Annotated in this window: 17 protein-coding genes; 9 read left to right on the top strand and 8 right to left on the bottom strand. The window is 70.1% G+C overall.

The genetic code is table 11. The features are described from left to right. Positions 1 to 70: 70 nt before the first annotated feature. The 4 genes from N6H00_RS26615 to N6H00_RS26600 all read left to right on the top strand — a co-directional run bounded on the left by N6H00_RS26615 (position 71) and on the right by N6H00_RS26600 (position 2,585). Positions 71 to 331 (top strand): UBP-type zinc finger domain-containing protein, encoded by a 261-nt coding sequence (locus N6H00_RS26615; RefSeq protein ID WP_268974351.1) that lies wholly within the window; start codon positions 71 to 73, stop codon positions 329 to 331. Between the two features lie 113 nt (positions 332 to 444). Next, positions 445 to 1,002 carry a GNAT family N-acetyltransferase gene (locus N6H00_RS26610; RefSeq protein WP_268974350.1) on the top strand — a complete coding sequence of 186 codons (558 nt, stop codon included), beginning with the start codon at positions 445 to 447 and terminating at the stop codon, positions 1,000 to 1,002. A 246-nt stretch (positions 1,003 to 1,248) separates the two neighbouring features. Next, positions 1,249 to 1,662: an anti-sigma regulatory factor gene (locus N6H00_RS26605; RefSeq protein WP_014054819.1), complete on the top strand. Its 414-nt coding sequence runs from the start codon at positions 1,249 to 1,251 to the stop codon at positions 1,660 to 1,662. Between the two features lie 17 nt (positions 1,663 to 1,679). Then, complete coding sequence (locus tag N6H00_RS26600; protein ID WP_432280637.1) at positions 1,680 to 2,585, top strand: RNA polymerase sigma factor SigF; 906 nt, start codon at positions 1,680 to 1,682, stop codon at positions 2,583 to 2,585. Between the two features lie 401 nt (positions 2,586 to 2,986). Here the strand turns inward: N6H00_RS26600 and N6H00_RS26595 are convergent, their stop codons facing one another. Continuing rightward, complete coding sequence (locus N6H00_RS26595; RefSeq protein ID WP_268974349.1) at positions 2,987 to 3,523, bottom strand: hypothetical protein; 537 nt, start codon at positions 3,521 to 3,523, stop codon at positions 2,987 to 2,989. A 102-nt stretch (positions 3,524 to 3,625) separates the two neighbouring features. Here N6H00_RS26595 and N6H00_RS26590 point away from each other — a divergent pair, with 102 nt between their 5' ends. Beyond that, positions 3,626 to 4,594, top strand: coding sequence for a diacylglycerol/lipid kinase family protein (locus tag N6H00_RS26590; protein WP_268974348.1), 969 nt, complete (start codon positions 3,626 to 3,628; stop codon positions 4,592 to 4,594). 317 nt (positions 4,595 to 4,911) lie between these two features. After that, positions 4,912 to 5,169 (top strand): WhiB family transcriptional regulator, encoded by a 258-nt coding sequence (locus N6H00_RS26585; protein ID WP_014054815.1) that lies wholly within the window; start codon positions 4,912 to 4,914, stop codon positions 5,167 to 5,169. 188 nt (positions 5,170 to 5,357) lie between these two features. Here the strand turns inward: N6H00_RS26585 and N6H00_RS26580 are convergent, their stop codons facing one another. From N6H00_RS26580 to N6H00_RS26555, 6 genes are all read right to left on the bottom strand, one after another. After that, a complete protein-coding gene (locus tag N6H00_RS26580; RefSeq protein ID WP_268974347.1) occupies positions 5,358 to 6,827 on the bottom strand; it encodes a sensor histidine kinase in 1,470 nt (489 codons plus the stop codon). A gap of 334 nt (positions 6,828 to 7,161) precedes the next feature. Beyond that, the gene (locus N6H00_RS26575) at positions 7,162 to 8,232 is read right to left on the bottom strand and encodes an SIS domain-containing protein (RefSeq protein WP_268974346.1); all 1,071 of its coding nucleotides are present in this window, start codon (positions 8,230 to 8,232) and stop codon (positions 7,162 to 7,164) included. Positions 8,233 to 8,275: 43 nt separating this feature from the next. After that, positions 8,276 to 9,835: a glycoside hydrolase family 3 protein gene (locus N6H00_RS26570; RefSeq protein WP_268974345.1), complete on the bottom strand. Its 1,560-nt coding sequence runs from the start codon at positions 9,833 to 9,835 to the stop codon at positions 8,276 to 8,278. Between the two features lie 9 nt (positions 9,836 to 9,844). After that, positions 9,845 to 10,675 (bottom strand): carbohydrate ABC transporter permease, encoded by an 831-nt coding sequence (locus N6H00_RS26565; RefSeq protein ID WP_268974344.1) that lies wholly within the window; start codon positions 10,673 to 10,675, stop codon positions 9,845 to 9,847. Continuing rightward, positions 10,672 to 11,673 carry a carbohydrate ABC transporter permease gene (locus N6H00_RS26560; RefSeq protein WP_268974343.1) on the bottom strand — a complete coding sequence of 334 codons (1,002 nt, stop codon included), beginning with the start codon at positions 11,671 to 11,673 and terminating at the stop codon, positions 10,672 to 10,674. Before N6H00_RS26560 ends, N6H00_RS26565 begins: the two co-directional genes overlap by 4 nt. Before the next feature lie 5 nt (positions 11,674 to 11,678). After that, positions 11,679 to 12,950 (bottom strand): extracellular solute-binding protein, encoded by a 1,272-nt coding sequence (locus N6H00_RS26555; RefSeq protein ID WP_268974342.1) that lies wholly within the window; start codon positions 12,948 to 12,950, stop codon positions 11,679 to 11,681. A gap of 286 nt (positions 12,951 to 13,236) precedes the next feature. On the opposite strand from N6H00_RS26555, the gene N6H00_RS26550 reads away from it, so the two are divergent. The 3 genes from N6H00_RS26550 (at position 13,237) to mctP (ending at position 16,113) form a co-directional block, all read left to right on the top strand. Then, the gene (locus N6H00_RS26550; protein ID WP_268977119.1) at positions 13,237 to 14,031 is read left to right on the top strand and encodes a GntR family transcriptional regulator; all 795 of its coding nucleotides are present in this window, start codon (positions 13,237 to 13,239) and stop codon (positions 14,029 to 14,031) included. A gap of 211 nt (positions 14,032 to 14,242) precedes the next feature. Further along, a complete protein-coding gene (locus tag N6H00_RS26545; protein ID WP_268974341.1) occupies positions 14,243 to 14,503 on the top strand; it encodes a DUF3311 domain-containing protein in 261 nt (86 codons plus the stop codon). Further along, on the top strand, positions 14,500 to 16,113 hold the full coding sequence (mctP, locus tag N6H00_RS26540) for a monocarboxylate uptake permease MctP (RefSeq protein ID WP_268974340.1): 1,614 nt from the start codon (positions 14,500 to 14,502) through the stop codon (positions 16,111 to 16,113). Before N6H00_RS26545 ends, mctP begins: the two co-directional genes overlap by 4 nt. Before the next feature lie 102 nt (positions 16,114 to 16,215). Here mctP and N6H00_RS26535 read toward each other — a convergent pair whose 3' ends face one another. After that, on the bottom strand, positions 16,216 to 16,866 hold the full coding sequence (locus N6H00_RS26535; RefSeq protein WP_268974339.1) for a hypothetical protein: 651 nt from the start codon (positions 16,864 to 16,866) through the stop codon (positions 16,216 to 16,218). Positions 16,867 to 16,876: the final 10 nt, after the last annotated feature.

Raw genomic sequence — 16,876 nt, 5'->3', positions numbered from 1 at the left:
CCCCGTCCCCGGCGGTCGTCCCGTCGGTCGTCCATGTGTTCCGCTCGCGCGGCGCTTTAGTCTGGCAATCATGAGCGACTGTCCGCATGTTCCCGTACTGCCGCGCCCCGAGCCGGAGCCGGAGACCAGCACCTGTCCCGAGTGCCTGGCGGTCGGCAGCCACCCCGTCCAGCTGCGGAAGTGTCTGGTGTGCGGCCATGTGGGCTGCTGCGACTCGTCGCCGTACCAGCACTCCACCCACCACTTCGAGGCGACCGGCCATCCGGTGATGCGCAGCTTCGAGGAGGGTGAGGACTGGCGCTGGTGCTATGTGGATCAGCTCATCGTGTAGGGCCGGGCGCCGGGTGGGGCCGGACCCCCTGGGCCGTCGCGGCCCGCGCGTTTTCCGCGCTCTTGCGGAATCGACTGCCGCGTTTGTCGCCGCGGCCCGCTAGCCTTCACCACATGATCCGATCAGCGACGCCGTCCGACGTCCCGGCGATCCACGCGATGATCCGGGAGCTGGCGGCCTACGAGCGGGCTCCGCAGGAGGCGAAGGCCACCGAGGAACAGCTGCGCGAGGCGCTCTTCGGGGCGCATCCCGCGGTCTTCGCGCTGATCGCCGAGGAGGCCGGCGGCGCCGGAGAGCCCGCCGGGCCCGTGGGGTTCGCCCTGTGGTTCCGTAACTTCTCCACCTGGACAGGCACCCATGGCGTGTATCTGGAGGACCTGTACGTCACCCCGCGGGCCCGCGGGGGCGGCCACGGCAAGGCACTGCTCGCCGAGCTGGCGCGGATCTGCGTGGAGCGGGGCTACGCCCGCTTCGAATGGTCGGTGCTCGACTGGAACGAGCCCGCGATCGGCTTCTACGCCGCGCTCGGCGCGGAGCCGATGGACGAATGGACGGTGCGCAGGCTCTCGGGAGAGCCCCTGCGAGCGCTGGCCGCGCAGGCCATGGGCACCGCCGTGAGCACCACTGTGAACACCGATTCCGCGAGTGAGGCGACATCTCTTTCGAATTGAGACCGCCAACCCTCTAGCCACGCTGCGTACTCATGTGCTTACTATGAGTGATATCGCGACTTTGCGGGGCGGGGTTCACCCGTGATGGGGGCCGTGCTTCGTCCGGGCGACATCGCACCGCAGATCGCGATAGCGTCGCAGCCGAACTACATACAGCGCCGGTCCGTCCACCCTCCACCATAAGGGTTCGGGGCCGACGCTCCAATCAGCTCAGCTCAACAAGCTTGTGTCACCTTGGAGGTGAGGGTGTCCCAGATCGCAGGCGAGCCCGGGACCCAGGACTTCGTGGAAGTCCGGCTGCCCGCTGCGGGTGCCTATCTGTCGGTGCTGCGTACGGCGACCGCCGGCCTCGCAGCCCGCTTGGACTTCACCCTCGACGAAATCGAGGATCTGCGTATCGCCGTTGACGAGGCCTGCGCGATCCTGCTGCAACAGGCCGTGTCCGGCAGTGTGCTGAGCTGCGTCTTCCGTTTGATCGACGACGCACTTCAGGTGACCGTCTCGGCTCCGACCACCGACGGCCGCGCCCCCGAGCGCGACACCTTCGCCTGGACGGTGCTCTCCGCACTGGCGGGCAAGGTGGACTCGACCGTGGCCGAGGACCGAACGGTCAGCATCAGCCTGTACAAGGAGCGCGGCGCCGGCCCCGGACAGCCGTGACGGAACAAGGGGGCTCCGTGAGCACTGCATCATCGCGGGGAGTGGGTACCCCGGCCATCCCGCACCCGCCGTCCCGGCCGCATCCCGCGGACTCGGAGGCGGCAGGAGACCGACCAGAGCGGGCGGACCACATGGATCAGCACGAGCAGGCGCATCAGCAGCACGATCCGCATGACCGGAGCGGCGCGCGGGCGATGTTCGCCGAGCTGCGACGGCTGCCGGAGGGCTCCTCCGAGCGGGCCGAGCTGCGCAACCACCTCGTGCGTATGCATCTGCCCCTGGTGGAGCACCTGGCCCGGCGCTTCCGCAACCGCGGCGAGCCGCTGGACGATCTCACCCAGGTCGCCACCATCGGGCTGATCAAGTCCGTGGACCGGTTCGATCCGGACCGCGGGGTGGAGTTCTCGACCTATGCGACGCCCACGGTCGTGGGCGAGATCAAGCGGCACTTCCGCGACAAGGGCTGGGCGGTGCGGGTGCCGCGCCGGCTCCAGGAGCTGCGGCTGTCGCTGACCACGGCCACCGCGGAGCTCTCCCAGCGGCATGGCCGCGCCCCGACCGTCCATGAGCTGGCCCAGCATCTGTCCATCTCCGAGGAGGAGGTGCTGGAGGGGCTGGAGTCCGCCAACGCCTACAGCACCCTGTCCCTGGACGTACCCGACACCGACGACGAGTCCCCGGCGGTCGCCGACACCCTCGGCGCGGAGGACGAGGCGCTGGAGGGCGTCGAGTACCGCGAGTCACTCAAACCGCTGCTGGAGGACCTGCCGCCGCGCGAGAAGAAGATCCTGCTGCTGCGCTTCTTCGGCAATATGACGCAGTCGCAGATCGCGCAGGAGGTCGGCATCTCCCAGATGCATGTCTCCCGGCTGCTGGCCCGCACCCTGGCGCAACTGCGCGACAAGCTGCTGGTCGAGGAGTAGGAGCCCACGTGGCCCCTGGTGCCCGGCTCTCCCGGGCACCGGCCGCGCGGCCGGGCGCCGTCAGAAGACCCCGGTACCGCGTCCGTCGAGGTGTGCCCGGTGGCGAGGTGTCCCGGTGCGGGTCCGGTCGGTTGCGACCGTTCTGTCGGTTCGGCGGCGCCGCCGAGGGCACCTCCCAGCGGTAGCGGGGGCGGCCGGCCAGGACGGTGAGCGGCGCAGAACCTTGGCGGGCCCGGCCCCCTGGGACGTGTTCCGAAAGTCCCGCCTGCCCCGCGGCGTCTGGCACGCGCGCTCGCCGCGTTGTCGGGATCGTCCGAGTTGGCCCACTACGAGGACGACCCTCCACCTCGCGATCACACGCACCAGACGCCGCGGGGCCCGCCCTCCGGGCGGACGGCGCCCTAGGCGTCGCGAGGGCCGATGCCGAGGGCCTCGGTCGCCGTCGGGTTGATCAGCAGCGCCAGGACGGCGAGGGCCGCGACGGCGGTGGCCACACCGGCGGCGATCAGCCCGCCGCCGTTCTGCATCAGCGTCCAGGCCACCGGCAGCGCCATCAGCTGGGTGATCGTCGCGGGGCCGCGGCTCCAGCGGCGGCGCAGCCACAGCCCGCGGGCCGCCAGCAGCGGGAGCAGGGCCAGCGCGACCACGGTGACCCCGAGCATCTCCGCCTGCTGGGGGCTCTCCGGATCTCCGGTCAGCCCCATGATCAGCACATAGGCGCCGAAGCCCAGCAGCACCACGCCCTCCACGGCGGCCAGCACCGCCGCGGCGGTGAGCCGGGCGGGGCGGGGCCCGGTGGGCGCGGCGTCGGCGGCGTCGGTCGCCTTGTCGGCCTCGGTGGCCTTGGCTGCCGGCCGCGCCGCGGCCTTGCGCCCGGTCGCCTGCTGCGCCGTGGCCCTCTGCGCCTTCTTCGCGGTAGCGGACTTCTTACTGCTCACCCCAGCAGCCTAGCCGCCTTCGCGCCGTGGACGCCGCGCAGATCCGGCGGAAGGGTCGGACCCCCCTGGGGCCGGTCGGCTCGGATGGGTAGGCTGGCGCGCATGCGCGCACTTCTCGTGGTCAACCCGGCAGCAACCACCACCAGTGCCCGCACCCGGGACGTTCTGATCCACGCGCTCGCCAGTGATCTGAAGCTCGATGTGGCGACCACGGAGTACCGGGGGCATGCGCGCGATCTGGCCCGGCGGGCGGTCGACGGCGGCACCCATGAACTGGTGGTCGCGCTGGGCGGCGACGGCACCGTCAACGAGGTCGTCAACGGACTGCTTCACCATGGCCCCGCCCCGCGTGAGCTGCCCCGGCTCGCGGTCGTCCCGGGCGGCTCCACCAATGTCTTCGCCCGCGCGCTCGGGCTGCCCAACGACGCCGTCGAGGCGACCGGCGCCCTGCTGGACGCACTGCGGGACGGCACCGAGCGGACCGTGGGCCTCGGACTCGCGGCCGGTACGCCGGGCACCCGGGACGAGTCGGTTCCGGCCCGCTGGTTCACCTTCTGCGCGGGCCTCGGCTTCGACGCGAGCGTCATCGGCCGGGTCGAGCAGCAGCGCGAGCGCGGCAGGCGGTCCACGCATGCCCTTTACATACGGCAAATGGTGCGGCAGTTCATCGGGGAGCCGCACCGGCGACAGGGCACCATCACCCTCCAGCGGCCGGGTGAGGACCCGATCGAGGAGCTGGCGCTGTCAATAGTCTGCAACACCGCCCCCTGGACCTATCTGGGCAACCGCCCGGTCTACGCGGCCCCCAAGGCGTCCTTCGACACCGCCCTCGACGTGCTGGGACTGGCCAAGCTGTCGGCGCCCGCGATGACCCGCTATGCGACCCAGCTGCTGATGTCGAGCCCCGAGCGCGGACCGCGCGGCAAGGGCGCGGTGTCGCTCCACGATCTGACGGACTTCACCTTGCAATCCCAGGCGCCACTGCCGTTCCAGATGGACGGTGACCATCTGGGACTGCGTACGAGCGTGACGTTCACAGGCGTACGCCGTGCACTGCGTGTGATTGTGTGAGTCAGACCCCAAAAAGTCCTTCCAGTCGAACGTTTAGCCTGGGATCCACCCACCGGAAGTACGGCTGTGACAGAGCCGACACCAAGGAATCAAAAAAAACTTTCCGGAAGGGGTTGTATCCGCCGCCGAGGTTTGCGAATCTCTTCTTGGCGATCGGGACGGCCTCCGGAAGGCCCCCTTGAGAGCCCGAACCCCCTCCTCAATCCACGGGACCGCACCAGTCCTGACTGGTCGGCGTCCCTACCCTTGTCGAGGGATTCGTGAAAGCGTTCACATTCACAAGCAACGAGCCCGCAATACGAGGAGATGGAGCAGCCATGGACTGGCGTCACAACGCCGTTTGCCGCGAGGAAGACCCCGAGCTGTTCTTCCCCATCGGCAACACCGGTCCTGCGCTGCTGCAGATCGAGGAAGCCAAGGCCGTCTGCCGCCGCTGCCCCGTCATGGAGCAGTGCCTGCAGTGGGCGCTTGAGTCCGGCCAGGACTCCGGCGTCTGGGGTGGAATGAGCGAGGACGAGCGCCGCGCGATGAAGCGCCGTGCCGCTCGCAACCGGGCACGCAACGCCAGCGCCTGAAGCCCGCACCCCGTGGCCCCCGAGCCGCAGCGCGTAGTACCCCCCATGCGCACAGCATCATGAGCTTTGAGCCCCGGACCGGAACGGTCCGGGGCTCAGTGCTTGATGTGGTCGGGTGCTTGATGTGGTCAGCGTCGCTTTTCACTTGTTGTGGTCAGCGTCGCTTTTCACTTGTTGTGGTCGGCGTCTCAGCGCTTTTCGGCGCCCACCGGGAAGTCCAGCACCACGCGGGTGCCGCGCTCCGGGGCGGGCACCATGTCGAAGGTCCCGCCCAGCTCACCCTCCACCAGCGTGCGGACGATCTGGAGCCCGAGGTTTCCGGCCCGCTGCGGATCGAATCCCTCCGGCAGCCCCCGCCCGTCGTCCTGGACGATCACCATCAGCCGGCTCTCCTCGCCGCCGCCACCGCGCACCGCCGAGACCTCGACCGTGCCCTGCTCCCCCGGTCCGAAGCCGTGCTCCAGCGCGTTTTGCAGCACCTCGGTGAGGACCATGGACAGCGGGGTGGCGACCTCGGCGTCGAGGATGCCGAAGCGTCCGGTGCGGCTGCCGGTCACCTTGCCGGGCGATATCTCGGCCACCATCGACAGCACCCGGTCGGCTATGTCGTCGAACTCGACCCGCTCGTCGAGGTTCTGCGAAAGGGTCTCGTGGACGATCGCGATCGAACCGACCCTGCGCACCGCCTCGTTGAGCGCCTCCCGCCCCTGCGCGGAGTCCATCCGGCGGGCCTGTAGCCGCAACAGCGCCGCCACCGTCTGGAGGTTGTTCTTCACCCGGTGGTGGATCTCCCGGATGGTGGCGTCCTTGGTGATCAGCTCGCGCTCCCGGCGGCGCAGTTCGGTGACGTCCCTGAGCAGGACGAGCGAGCCGATGTGCAGCCCCTTGGGCTTGAGCGGGATGGCCCGCAGCTGGATGACCCCGTCGCCGCCCTCCACCTCGAACTCCCGGGGCGCCCAGCCGCTGGCCAGTTTCACCAGCGCCTCGTCCACCGGGCCGCGCACCGGGGCGAGTTCGGCGGTGGTCCGGCCCAGATGGTGACCGACGAGATCGGCGGCGAGCCCCAGCCGGTGGTAGGCGGAAAGCGCGTTGGGGCTCGCGTACTGGACCACCCCGTCCGCGTCGAGCCGGATCAGCCCGTCGCCGGCGCGCGGCGAGGCGTCCATGTCGACCTGCTGGTTGGGGAAGGGAAACGATCCCGCGGCGATCATCTGGGCGAGGTCGGACGCGCTCTGGAGGTAGGTGAGTTCCAGCCGGCTGGGGGTCCGTACGGTCAGCAGATTGGTGTTCCGCGCGATCACACCGAGGACCCGGCTCTCCCGCCGGACCGGGATGGACTCCACCCGCACCGGCACCTCCTCGCGCCACTCGGGGTCGCCCTCGCGGACGATCCGGCCCTCGTCGAGGGCGGCGTCGAGCATCGGGCGACGGCCGCGGGGAACGAGATGGCCGACCATGTCGTCCTGGTAGGAGGTGGGGCCGGTGTTCGGCCGCATCTGCGCCACGGAGACGTACCGGGTGCCGTCGCTGGTGGGGACCCACAGGACGAGATCGGCAAAGGAGAGGTCGGAGAGCAGCTGCCACTCCGAGACCAGCAGGTGGAGCCACTCGAGGTCGGAGTCGTCGAGGGCGGTGTGCTGGCGGACGAGGTCGTTCATGGAGGGCACGTTGCGAGCCTACCCTCATCGGGGGATGAGCCCATTCGCGCATAAGCATGGACAGACAGCAGTGGTCTAGTCCAGAATATCGACACTGCGATCTTCCGTTCTCCCCGCACAGGAGGACGGATCGGGGGACCCGGAGCGCTCTGCCCTGACCGCCCGGGAACCTCAGGTCGGCCGCTCGGCCGATGCAACTCCGGGCTGCGGTGCCGGGTGGGTTGAGGGTCCCGCCCTGGCGCCGCGGCCCGCGGGTGTTCCCAGCGCGAAAAGGCTCCCGCCGCCTCCTCCGAGGCGGCGGGAGCCTTTTCGGGTGCGTCTGAGCGCGTGCGTCTCAGCGGGTCTCCGTCACCTTCGCCAGCGCCCTGGGGGCGTCCGGGTCCTGGCCGCGGGCGATCGTCACCTCGTACGCCAGCATCTGGAGCGGGAGGATCTCCAGGATCGGCTGGACCTCCTCGGCGACCCCCTCCGTCGGCAGGGCGAACCCCGCCGAGGCCCGCTCCACCTCCGCCGCGCTGCCGATGACGACGAGGTCCGCGCCCCGGCCGCGCAGCCGCTCCAGGACCGGCCGCAGCGCCTGGCCGCCCTTGCCCTCGGTGACGATCGCGATGACGGGCGAGATGTTGTCGACCATGGCGAGCGGGCCGTGCAGCAGATCGGCGCCGGAGTAGGAGAGTGCCGGGATGTAGCTGGTCTCCATCAGCTTCAGGGCGGCTTCCTTGGCGGTCGGATAGCCGTAGCCCCGGGAGGTGAGGACCATCCGCTCGGCGAAGCGGTAGCGCGCGGCGAGCTGCCGGACCTCGTCCTGGCGGTCGAGGATCTGCTGGGCGAGGTCGGGCAGCACCTTGGCGGCCGCGCCGTCGCCGCCGCGCAGCCCCTCCACGAAGAGGTAGAGGGCGAGCAGTTCGGCGGTGTAGGTCTTGGTCGCGGGCAGCGCCTTCTCCGGCCCGGCCAGGACGTCGATGTGAAATTCGGAGACGGCCGCGAGCGGCGAGTCGGCGTTGTTGGTCACCGCGAGGGTGATCGCGCCGGCCGCGCGGGCGGCCTCGGTGGAGGCGACCAGGTCCGGCGAGCCGCCGGACTGGCTGACGGTGATCACCAGCACGTCGGTGAGGTCCGGCCGGGCGCCGTACGCGGTGGTGGTGGACATGGAGGTGAGCCCGCAGGGCTTGCCGAGCACCACTTCGAGCAGGTACTTGGCGTACAGCGCCGCGTTGTCCGAGGTGCCCCGGGCGGTGAGGAGGACGAAGCGCGGGTTGCGGGCGGCGATCCGCTCCGCGACCTCGCGGATCCTCGGGGCGCCCTGGTCGAGGATGCGGCGCAGCACGGCGGGCTGCTCGGCCATCTCGCCGGACATGATCCGGCCCGGCTGGTCGCTGCGCTGGCCCGTCGTCGTGGCGGACATGCTGGGTGCCTCCAGGTGGCTGTACCGGCTGTGCTGAGGGGGGTCAGTCCCCGGGGCGGTCGTCGGCGCCGATGCCGGCGATCACCTCGGCGGCCGCCCGTCCACACACCCGGGCGGCACCGTGGGTCGCGATGTGCAGCGCTCCGGCGGGCGGCGCCTGGGGCACCCCCATCTCCACGACGACCGTCTCCGGCCGGGCGGTGAGCAGGGCGTCCAGCGCGTCGGCCATCCAGGGGTGACGGTGGACATCGCGGACCACAGCGACGATCCTACGGCCCGCCGCGGTGTCGAGCATATTTTCGATCAGGGCCGGGACGCCCCGGTCCTCGGCGTCCTGCTGTCCGTAGGTGGCGGTCCCGGTGCCGGGGCGCAGCCGGGTCAGTTCGGCGGCGACGCCCCAGGGGGTCTCGTCGCCGACGGCGATGTTGGCGACCGGGGTGAGGGAGACGACGTAGCCGGGTCCGGTCAGGGGCTCGTACGACGGCCCGGCCGGGGTGACGCGGAGCGCGCGGCGCGCGGCGTCGAGCCCCACCCCCGCGGCGGGCTCGACGCCGTGCGCCGCGCGCGGTCCTACGGAGTGCCGCGTCCACTCCCCCAGGGCGCGCACCCGGGCCGCCGCGTCGGCCAGCCGCTCCTCGGCGAGCCGTCCCTCGATGACGGCCGTGACCAGCGCGTCGCGCAGCCGCAGCACGGTGTCCTCGTCGGCGAGTCCGCCGCCCACGCAGATGGCGTCGGCGCCCGCGGCGATCGCCAGGACGCTGCCGCGCTCGATGCCGTACGCGTCGGCGATGGCCCGCATCTCCATGCCGTCGGTGACGATCAGTCCCTCGAAGCCGAGTCCGCCGTCGGCCACGCGCCGGCGCAGCAGTCCGTGCAGTGCGGCGGGGCTGAGGGTGGCGGGCAGGGCGGGGTCGAGCGCGGGCAGCAGGATGTGGGCGCTCATCACGGCCTTGGTCCCGGCGGCGATGGCGGCGCGGAAGGGCACCAGTTCGCGGGCGGCCAGGGTGTCGGGATCGGCGTCGATGCGCGGCAGGGCGTGGTGGGAGTCGACGGCGGTGTCGCCGTGGCCGGGGAAGTGCTTGGTACAGGCGGCGACCCCGGCGCCCTGGAGGCCCTCGACGTACGCGGCGGTGTGCCGGGCGACGAGGTCGGGCTCGGCGCCGAACGAGCGCACGCCGATGACCGGGTTGTCGGGGTTGGAGTTGACGTCGGCGGAGGGCGCCCAGTTGAGGTTGACGCCGCACTCCGCGAGGCGGCGGCCCAGCTCGCGGGCGACGGCGCGGGTCAGCTCCGGGTCGTCGACGGCGCCGAGCGCGAGGTTGCCGGGGAAGGAGGAGCCGGTGCGCACCTCCAGCCGGGTGACGTCACCGCCCTCCTCGTCGATCCCCACCAGGACGTCGGGGCGCTCGGCGCGCAGCTGGGCGGTGAGGGCGCCCAGCTGCTCGGGCGTGGCGATGTTGCGGCCGTACAGGCCGACGGAGGCGAGCCCCTCGCCGAGCCGGCGCAGCAGCCAGTCGGGGGCGGCCGTGCCGGTGAAGCCGGGCTGGAGAACGGCGAGTGCGTCGCGGGTGAGGGTGGCGGAGTCGTGCGTGAGGGTCGTCATATGTCGGGATCATCCCTTCACAGCGCCGGAAGTGAGCCCACCGACCGCCTTGCGTTGCAGAAACAGGAACAGGAGCAGGATCGGGATGGCGAACAACGAGGCGGCCGCCATGGTCGCGCCCCAGTCGTCGCCGAAGGCGGTCTGGAAGCTGGACAGCCACAGCGGGAGCGTCTGGGCCTCCGGGTCCTTGTTCAGGATGAGGACGAGCGGGAATTCGTTCCAGGCGGTGATGAAGCCGAAGAGCGAGGTGGCCATCAGGCCGGGTGCCAGCAGCGGAAAGATCACCCGGATGAACGCCTGCGTACGGGTGCAGCCGTCGACCATGGCCGACTCCTCCAGCTCCTTGGGGATCGCGGCCACGTAGGAGCGGAGCGTGAGGATGGTGAAGGGCAGCACCATGACCATGTAGAACAGGGTGAGCGGAAGCAGGCTGTTCAGCATGTCGCCGTCGCGTACGAGCATGTAGATGGCGATGACCAGGACCTCCCAGGGCGCCATCTGCGCGATCATGAAGGTCACCAGGAAGCCGCGGCGCCCCTTGAACCGCAGCCGGGCCAGGGCGAACGAGGCGAGCAGCGCGATCACCAGGGAGAGGGCGACCGCCGAGACGGTGACGGTGAGGGAGTTGCCCACCAGCGTCCAGAAATTGTCGGCGTCGACGGCCTTCTGGAAGTGTTCGAAAGTGGCCGCGGTCGGGAACCACACCGGGTCCTCGGAGATGATGTCCGAGGTCGGCTTGAAGGCCGTGGTGAACATCCAGTAGACGGGGAACGCGAAGCCGATGAAGAGCACGACGGCGGTCGCGTTGGGCCACAGCCGGGCGAGCGGCGAGCGCTTCACAGCTCGTCCTCCTCTTGCCTGAGCACGATCCGGAGGTAGTAGGAGGTCAGCGCGAGCAGGACCACGATGGTCAGCAGCGAGATCGCGGCGCCCATGCCGTAGTGCTGATTGCCCATGCCCTCGATGAAGGCGTAGACGGGGAGGGTTTCGGTGAGCCGTTCGGGATTGCCCTCGTTGATCGCGAAGACCTGGGCGAACGCCTTGAAGACCCAGATGACTTCGAGGAACGTCGTGGCCAGCAGAAACGGCTTGAGGAAGGGGAAGGTCACCGAGGTGAAGCTCTTCCAGGTGCCGGCGCCGTCCAGCGCGGCCGCCTCGTACAGCTCGCCGGGGATGGTGGTGGTCGCGGCGTAGAGGTTGATCGCCACGAAGGGGATCGACTGCCAGACGATCAGCACGGTGATGACGAAGAAGGTGGAGAACTGGTCGCCGGTCCAGTTGTAGTCCGCCATGGAGTGCCAGCCGAGGGCGTCCAGGACCCAGTTGACCACCCCGTAGCGGGTGGCGAACAGCCACTGGAAGACGGTGGTGGCGGCGATGACGGGCATCGCCCAGGCCAGGACGAGACCGACCGAGAGCAGCAGCCGCATCCTGCTGCCGAGGCGGGCCAGCAGCAGTCCGACCAGGGTGCCCAGCACCATGATCAGCACCACGTTGACCCCGGTGAAGATCACCGACCGCAGGGTGACGCGCCAGAAGTCCTCGCTGGTCAGCGTCTCGCGGTAGTTGTCGACCCCGTTCCACTCGGTGAGGTGCTGGATCAGCTGCCGCATATTGAGGTTCTGGAACGACAGCATGCCGTTCTTGACCAGCGGCCAGCCCAGCAGGACGGCGGTCACCGCCAGCGCGGGCAGCAGGAGCAGGTACGGGGCGGCGCCGGTCAGCCGTCCGCGCCCGGGGGTGCCCGGGGCCCCGGGGCCCGGGGCCGGCGGTGCCCCGCTCCGGCGGACCCCGGCCGCCGCCGGGCCGGGGTCCTTGCGTTCGGTGGTCACGGCCATCGCGCTCAGTGCTCCTGGCTGAGGCGCTTGTTCATCTCGTCCTCGACCGACTTGGCCGCGTCGGCCGGCGCCTTACCGTTCAGCACCGCGGTCATATAGGTCTTGATGGGGTTCGGGGCGTTCTCCACCGCGGCCCATTCGGGGATCAGCGGGGTGGTGCCGCCGCTCGCGGTGGCCGGCGCGGCCGCCTGGGCGGCGGCGTTGCCCTTGAGCTGGTCCTGGAGCGAGTCCTTGTTGGGGATCACGCCGCCTTCCTTGGCGAGCTGTCCCTCGTAGGTGTCGCTGAGCGCGATCTTCAGGAACTCCTTGGCCAGCTCCTGCTTGCTGCTGCCCGCGGCGACGGCGAGGTTGGAGCCGCCGAGGAAGACGCCCTCGGGCTTGTCGGCGGTCTCACCCGGGATGGTGAAGTAGCCGATGTCCTTCTCGATCTTCGGGTTGGCCTTGATCGCGACACCGGCTTCCCAGCCCATGCCGATGAAGGCGCCCGTCTTGCCCTTGGCGAAGACCTCGCCCTGCTGCGGGGTGGCCTCGTCCTTGTCCTTGGGGGCCTGGCTGAAGGACTGGTACTGCTTGTAGATGTCCATGGCCTTGCCGACCTTGGGGTCGGCGAGGTTGGAGACCCACTTGTCGCCGTCCTTCTTGACCAGGTCGGCGCCGGTGCCGATGGTCAGCCCGTCGAAGAAGTACCAGTTCTGGCCCGGGAGGTAGATCGGCTCGGCGTCGGTCTTCTTCTTGATGGCGTCGAGGTCACGGAAGAACTCGGTACGGGTCTTGGGGGTGTCCTTGATCCCGGCCTCGGCCCAGATCTTCTTGTTGTAGAGGACGACCCGGCTGGCCGCGTACCACGGCGCCGCGTACTGCTTGCCGTCGTAGACCGCGGACTTGTTGATCGACTCGGACCAGTCGGCGCCGATCGACTTCTTGAGGTCGCCCAGTTCGGCCAGGCCGCCGGTCTGCGCGTAGGAGGGGGTCTGGGTGTTGCCGATCTCCAGCACGTCCGGCGGGTCGGACTCCGAGAGCGCGGTGGTGACCTTCTGCTGGATGCCGTTCCACTGCTGGATCTCGAACTTCAGCTTGGCGCCGGTCTTCTTCTCAAAAGCGGCCTTGACATCCTTCGTCCAACCGTCCGGCGTGGAGCCGTCCATCGCCCAGACGGTCAGTGTCTGTCCCTTGAAACCGTCCGCTCCGGCCTTGTCGTCATCGTCGCCGGACCCACAGGCCGCGACGGATACCAGCATTGCCGCGACACCCGTCGCCGCTATGAGCCCACGCTTCACAGCACTCTCCTCAAATGGCCGGATGAGGGGTTTAATGGTCCAGACCAGTGCCCGCAGCTTGGCCTAGACCTTTAGGGGTGTCAAGGGTGTATAAGAGTCACCCTCGGCTCCGTTACCGGACCGACACTTCCCGACATCCGGACCGAACGGTCGCCCGGAGCCGGGAGCGTGCCACGATGTGAGGCGCTGAATTTTTCAAAGGACCGGTGACGGCGGCGGACGCGGGCGACGGCGGCGGACGCCGGTGCCGGTGACAGTGGCGGACCAGGAGTCGGAAGGGCGCGCGATGGAGACCGACGGGGCAACGGCGGCAGCGGCGGCCACCACGACGGCCGAGAGCGGCGGCAACGGCTCCGGCGGGGCGCGCACCGCGCGCGTCCCGAAGTACTACCGCCTCAAGCGCCATTTGCTGGAGATGACCGAGACCCTGCCACCGGGCACCCCGGTCCCCCCGGAGCGCACCCTGGCCGCCGAGTTCGACACCTCGCGCACCACCGTGCGCCAGGCGCTCCAGGAGCTGGTCGTCGAGGGGCGCCTGGAGCGGATCCAGGGCAAGGGCACCTTCGTGGCCAAGCCCAAGGTCTCCCAGGCGCTGCAACTCACCTCCTACACCGAGGACATGAAGGCCCAGGGTCTGGAGCCCACCTCCCAGTTGCTGGACATCGGCTACGTCACCGCGGACGACCGGCTCTCCGGACTGCTGGACATCGCCACCGGCGGGCGGGTGCTGCGCATCGAGCGGCTGCGGCTGGCCAGCGGTGAGCCGATGGCGATCGAGACCACCCATCTGTCCGCCAAGCGCTTCCCCGCGCTCCGCCGCAGCCTGGTCAAGTACAGCTCGCTCTACACGGCGCTGGCCGAGGTCTACGACGTCCGGCTGGCCGAGGCCGAGGAGACCATCGAGACCTCGCTGGCCACCCCGCGCGAGGCGGGGCTGCTGGGCACCGATGTGGGGCTGCCGATGCTGATGCTCTCGCGCCATTCGCGGGACGCGTCCGGGGAGCCGGTGGAGTGGGTGCGGTCGGTCTACCGCGGGGACCGCTACAAGTTCGTGGCCCGGCTCCAGCGGCCGCACGGCTGAATCGCCCCGGGGGTGTGCCGCACCTCCGGCCGGCCGCCCCGGGGTGTGCCCCGCCTCCGACCGGCGCCGCACCGCTCACCGGCTTACTTTCTCATTTCGATATACGGACAAGTAGTGACGGCTACCCAGCCACGGGCTTAGATTTCCTGCGCATTACACGAATGATCAGCTGTGACGCAGGTGATGAGCCGAGGGGACGGGAGCCCGCCACATGTCAGACACCTCCACTACACCGGGCAGGAGACCGGTCGTCACGCCTACGCGCGTCGTGGCCGCTCTGTGCCTGATCGCACCCTTTGTCGGGATGCTCTGGGTCAGCTCGTACTCCAAGGTCGAGCCGACCCTCATCGGGATTCCGTTCTTCTACTGGTACCAGATGGCCTGGGTGCCGGTCTCGGCCGCGCTGACCTCGGTCGCCTACGTCCTGGTCCGCCGTGAGCAGCGGGCGCGCAAGGGAGGCGACTCGGCATGAACGACGGCGTGAACGGCGTCGCACTCGCCGTCTTCATCATCTTCTTCGTGGCCGTCACGGTCATGGGGTTCCTGGCCGCGCGCTGGCGCGCCGCCGAGAACGCCAACAACCTCGACGAATGGGGACTGGGCGGCCGCAGCTTCGGCACCTGGATCACCTGGTTCCTGCTCGGCGGCGACCTCTACACCGCGTACACCTTCGTCGCCGTGCCGGCGGCGATCTACGCGGCGGGCGCGTCCGGCTTCTTCGCGGTCCCGTACACCATCCTGGTCTACCCGCTGATCTTCACCTTCCTGCCCCGGCTGTGGTCGGTGTCGCACAAGCACGGGTACGTCACCACCTCGGACTTCGTCCGCGGCCGGTTCGGCTCCAAGGGGCTGTCGCTGGCCGTCGCGATCACCGGCATCCTCGCCACCATGCCGTACATCGCCCTCCAGCTGGTGGGCATCCAGGCGGTGCTGGACGTGATGGGCGTCGGTGGCGGGGAGAACACCAACTGGTTCATCAAGGACCTGCCGCTGCTGATCGCCTTCGGCGTGCTCGCGGCGTACACCTACTCCTCGGGTCTGCGCGCGCCCGCGCTCATCGCCTTCGTCAAGGACACGCTGATCTACATCGTCATCGCGGTGGCGATCATCTACATCCCGATCAAGCTGGGCGGCTTCGACGACATCTTCAGCGCGGCGAGCGACAAGTTCACGAAGGCCGGCACGGGCGCGATCGCGCCCGGCGCGGAGGGCCAGTGGGCGTACGGCACCCTGGCCCTCGGCTCGGCGCTCGCCCTGTTCATGTATCCGCACTCGATCACCGCGACGCTCTCCAGCCGCAGCCGCGAGGTGATCCGCCGCAACACCACGATCCTGCCGCTGTACTCGCTGATGCTGGGGCTGCTGGCGCTGCTCGGCTTCATGGCCATCGCGGCCGGGGTGGAGGTCGAGAACGGCCAGCTCGCCATCCCGCAGCTCTTCGAGGACATGTTCCCCGACTGGTTCACCGGGGTCGCCTTCGCCGCGATCGGCATCGGCGCCCTCGTCCCGGCGGCCATCATGTCCATCGCCGCGGCGAACCTGTTCACCCGCAACATCTACAAGGACTTCCTGCGGCCGAACGCCACGGCCGAGGAGGAGACCAAGGTCTCCAAGCTGGTCTCGCTGCTGGTGAAGGTCGGCGCGCTGATCTTCGTGCTGGGCATGGACAAGACCGTCGCGATCAACTTCCAGCTGCTGGGCGGCATCTGGATCCTCCAGACCTTCCCGGCCCTGGTCGGCGGCCTGTTCACCCGCTGGTTCCACCGCTGGGCGCTGCTGGCGGGCTGGGCGGTCGGCATGATCTACGGAACGTGGAAGGCGTACGACACCCCGAGCGGCACCCAGAAGCACTTCGGCAACACCGCGGACATCCCCGGCATCGGGGAGATCGGCTACATCGGCTTCACGGCCATCGTGCTCAACGTGCTGGTGACCGTCGTGCTGACGCTGGTGCTGCGCGCGGTCAAGGCCCCCGACGGCATCGACGAGACCACCGCCGCCGACTACAAGGCGGACGTGGGCGACCCGGGCGTCCAGGCCGACCTCCCACCGGCCACGGCGGGGTCCCCGGGCGGCCACTGACGCCTGGCGGCGGGCCGCGCGGTGTGACGTCGAATGGGCCGTCGGCTCCCTCGTGGGAGCCGGCGGCCCATTCGTGTGGCGCGAGGTGCGGGGTGCGGGGGCTTACGGGTGGTACTTCTCCTCGACCGTCTCGGCACCGCCGGACTTGGTGCTCATGGTGACGCGGACGGTCACGCTGCCGGTCTTCGCGGCCTTCTCCAGATCGTCCACGGTGCACTTCGTGGTGCCGTAGCCGTCCTCGCCGAGGGCCACGTGGCCGGACTCCTCGCCGCAGATCGCGGCCGCGCCGAGGACCTGTGTGGCGTTGGAGACGAAGAACGCCTGGTCGGTGCTGCCGTCATCGGGATGGACAATCAGCTTGCCGGGCGCGAGGTACTGCAGCTTGCCGACGTACGTGTGGTGGTTGCCCGCGTTGGCGACACCGCCGCCGGTGGCGTCCGACCCGCCGCTGGTCGACGCCGACCCGCCGCTGGTGGCGGCGGACCCGCCACCGCTGGAGGCGGACCCGCCACCGTTCGAGGCGGACCCGCCGCCGGTGCTGCCGCTGTCCTGGCCCTGCGAGCCGGAGCTGTCCGAGGAGGAGCCGCTCGTGGCCGAGGCCGAGGCCGAGGAGTTCGAGGAACCCGCGGACTCGGAGTCCTCGGGACCGCAGGCCGTGGCGCCCAGGCCCAGCGCCGCGGCGGCGACGAGGGCGGCGGCGATGCGGCGGCCGGCGCGGCCGCGGAAGCGCTTGGTGACGGTGGCGGTGTTCATCGTGGTGCTC

This window comes from Streptomyces sp. S465 (genome assembly GCF_026898115.1).
Taxonomy (GTDB): Bacteria; Actinomycetota; Actinomycetes; order Streptomycetales; family Streptomycetaceae; genus Streptomyces; species Streptomyces luomodiensis.
The sequence above is the reverse complement of the archived record's forward strand: the minus strand, read 5'-3'. Positions and strand labels throughout refer to the sequence as shown.